This window comes from Lentilactobacillus sp., from assembly GCF_040773105.1.
GTDB lineage: Bacteria > Bacillota > Bacilli > Lactobacillales > Lactobacillaceae > Lentilactobacillus > Lentilactobacillus parabuchneri.
On sequence record NZ_JAXGWW010000269.1, the window covers coordinates 1 to 2630 of the forward strand.

The window sequence follows — 2630 nt, forward strand, 5'->3', positions numbered from 1 at the left end:
ATATATTGTATTTACTATAGTTTGATTTCAATGTCCACACCGCTTGGCAGGTCGAGCTTCATTAATGAGTCGACAGTCTTTGGTGTTGGATTTAAAATATCGATTAATCGCTTGTGAGTTAAGATTTCAAATTGCTCACGAGAATCCTTAAACTTATGTGGTGAAGCTAAAACCGTGTAGATTGTACGATCAGTTGGCAATGGAATTGGACCTGAAATAGTAGCTCCAGTTCTTTGCGCAGTTGCAACAATCTTGTCTGCGGATTGGTCTAAGATACGATGCTCGTATGCCTTCAACCGAATTCGAATTTTTTGTTTTGCCATTGTGTTCCCTCCTTCGTCTATTTTGAAAATAGGACTAACTCCGTGAAAATTACCGCCAAACCCATGGCAAAGCATCCGGGTGTGTCGCAACCTTTCACATCAAAGCTAATACAAACTCGTTTAGGGCAAACTTATCCCTAAAAACAAGTACTCAAATAGTGTACTAAAAAAAGCCGCACAAAACAAGTGTTAACAGCAATAAATTCAATTTGTAATATTTCTGTTACGAAACAACCTGTTCAAACAATTTTATTTAATGACTAAATGAGCGTAACTGACTTCAACCTGTTTATTATAAACGCATTTTGTTGATTCAACAAACAAATTTATAAAAAAAGAGACCGGAATTAAATTCCGATCTCTTAACTGAATTAATCTTCGGCTGGTTGATTTCCACCGTTCTTCTTGATGATTTCAGCTTGAATACTCTTTGGAACTGGCTCGTAGTGATCAAAGGTCATTGTAAATGTACCACGACCTTGTGATGCAGAACGAAGCGTTGTTGCATAACCAAACATTTCAGCTAATGGGACGAATGAATGAATAACTTCAGCACCGCTTCGGCTTTCCATTCCATCAACACGTCCACGTCTAGCAGTTACTTGGCCCATAATGTCACCCATGTATTCTTCAGGGACATTAATATCAACTTTCATGATTGGTTCCAAGATAACAGGTGCAGCGGTCTTAGCAGCATTACGAAGCGCGATTGATGCAGCTACCTTAAATGCAGCTTCACTAGAATCGACTTCATGATAACTACCATCATATAACTTGGCTTTCAAGTCAATCAATGGATATCCGGCAAGGACGCCGTTTGCCAATGATTCTTTCAAACCTTGTTCAACGGCTGGGATGTATTCACGAGGAACAACACCACCAACGATGGCATCTTCGAATTCAAATCCTTTTCCTTCTTCGTTTGGCGTAAATTCAATCCAAACATCACCATATTGACCTTTACCACCAGACTGACGAATGAACTTACCTTGAGCCTTGGTTGTTTTAGTGAATGCTTCACGATATGAAACTTGTGGGGCACCAACAGTGGCTTCAACGTTAAATTCACGTTTCATACGGTCAATGATGATATCCAAATGCAACTCGCCCATTCCGGCGATTAATGTTTCACCGGTTTCAGGGTTAGTCGTTGCTTTAAAGGTTGGATCTTCTTCAGATAACTTTTGAAGCGCAACGTTCATCTTGTCTTGGTCAGCTTTGGTCTTAGGCTCAACGGCAACCTGAATAACTGGGTCAGGGAATTCCATTGATTCCAAGTGAAGTGGGTGATCAACATCAGTCAATGAATCACCGGTTGTGGTGTTCTTCAAACCGATAGCTGCCGCAATATCACCAGAGAATACTTCTGGAATTTCTTGACGGTGATTTGAATGCATTTGAAGCAAACGTCCAACACGCTCACGCTTGTCTTTAGTTGCGTTCAAAATGTAAGAACCTGATTCAAGGGTACCTGAGTAAACACGAATATAAGTCAAACGACCAACGAAAGGATCGGTTGCAATCTTGAATGCCAAAGCGGCAAAACTTGCGTCATCATTAGCCTTCAATTCGATGTTTTCACCGGTTTCAGGGTCAGTTGCTTTATAAGGCTTAACATCAAGTGGTGATGGCAAGTAGTCAATAACTGCATCCATCAACATTTGAACACCCTTGTTCTTGAAAGCTGAACCAGCCAGCACTGGGAACAATTCCAAGTTCAAAGTTGCTTTACGAATAGCAGCCTTAATTTCAGGAACTGGGATCTCTTCACCTTCCAGGTATTTGTTCATGATATCGTCATCAACATCTGCAAGGTCTTCGATCAATTGGGCACGACGCTTAGTGGCTTCTTCTTTATAGTCATCTGGAACGTCAACTGTATCCCATTCAGTACCAAGCTTATCTTCATCATAAAGATCAGCTTTCATTTCGATAAGGTCAATAACCCCTTCGAAAGCATCTTCGGCACCAATTGGCATTTGGATAGCAAGAGGCTTTGCATTCAAACGATCTGCAATTGACTTAACTGAAAAGTCAAAGTCTGCACCAAGCTTATCCATCTTGTTAACAAAAACAATACGGGGAACGTCATAGTCGGATGCCTGACGCCAAACAGTTTCTGTCTGTGGCTCTACACCAGCTTGACCATCTAAAACGGCGATCGCACCATCCAAAACACGAAGTGAACGTTCAACTTCATCAGTGAAATCCACGTGTCCTGTTGTATAAATGATATTGATACGGTGGTCTTTACATTTTGCCGTTGTAGCGGCATAAGTTATCTTAATCCCACGTTCCTGTTCTTGG

Annotated in this window: 2 protein-coding genes; both read right to left on the reverse strand. The window is 41.0% G+C overall.

Annotated features, from left to right (window positions below; genetic code table 11):
* Nucleotides 1–14: 14 nt before the first annotated feature.
* Nucleotides 15–323, reverse strand: coding sequence for a 30S ribosomal protein S10 (gene rpsJ / locus AB3112_RS10525; protein ID WP_013728505.1), 309 nt, complete (start codon nt 321–323; stop codon nt 15–17).
* A gap of 371 nt (nt 324–694) precedes the next feature.
* The coding region (fusA, locus tag AB3112_RS10530) for an elongation factor G (RefSeq protein ID WP_367334458.1) at nt 695–2630 on the reverse strand (1936 nt) is incomplete at its 5' end.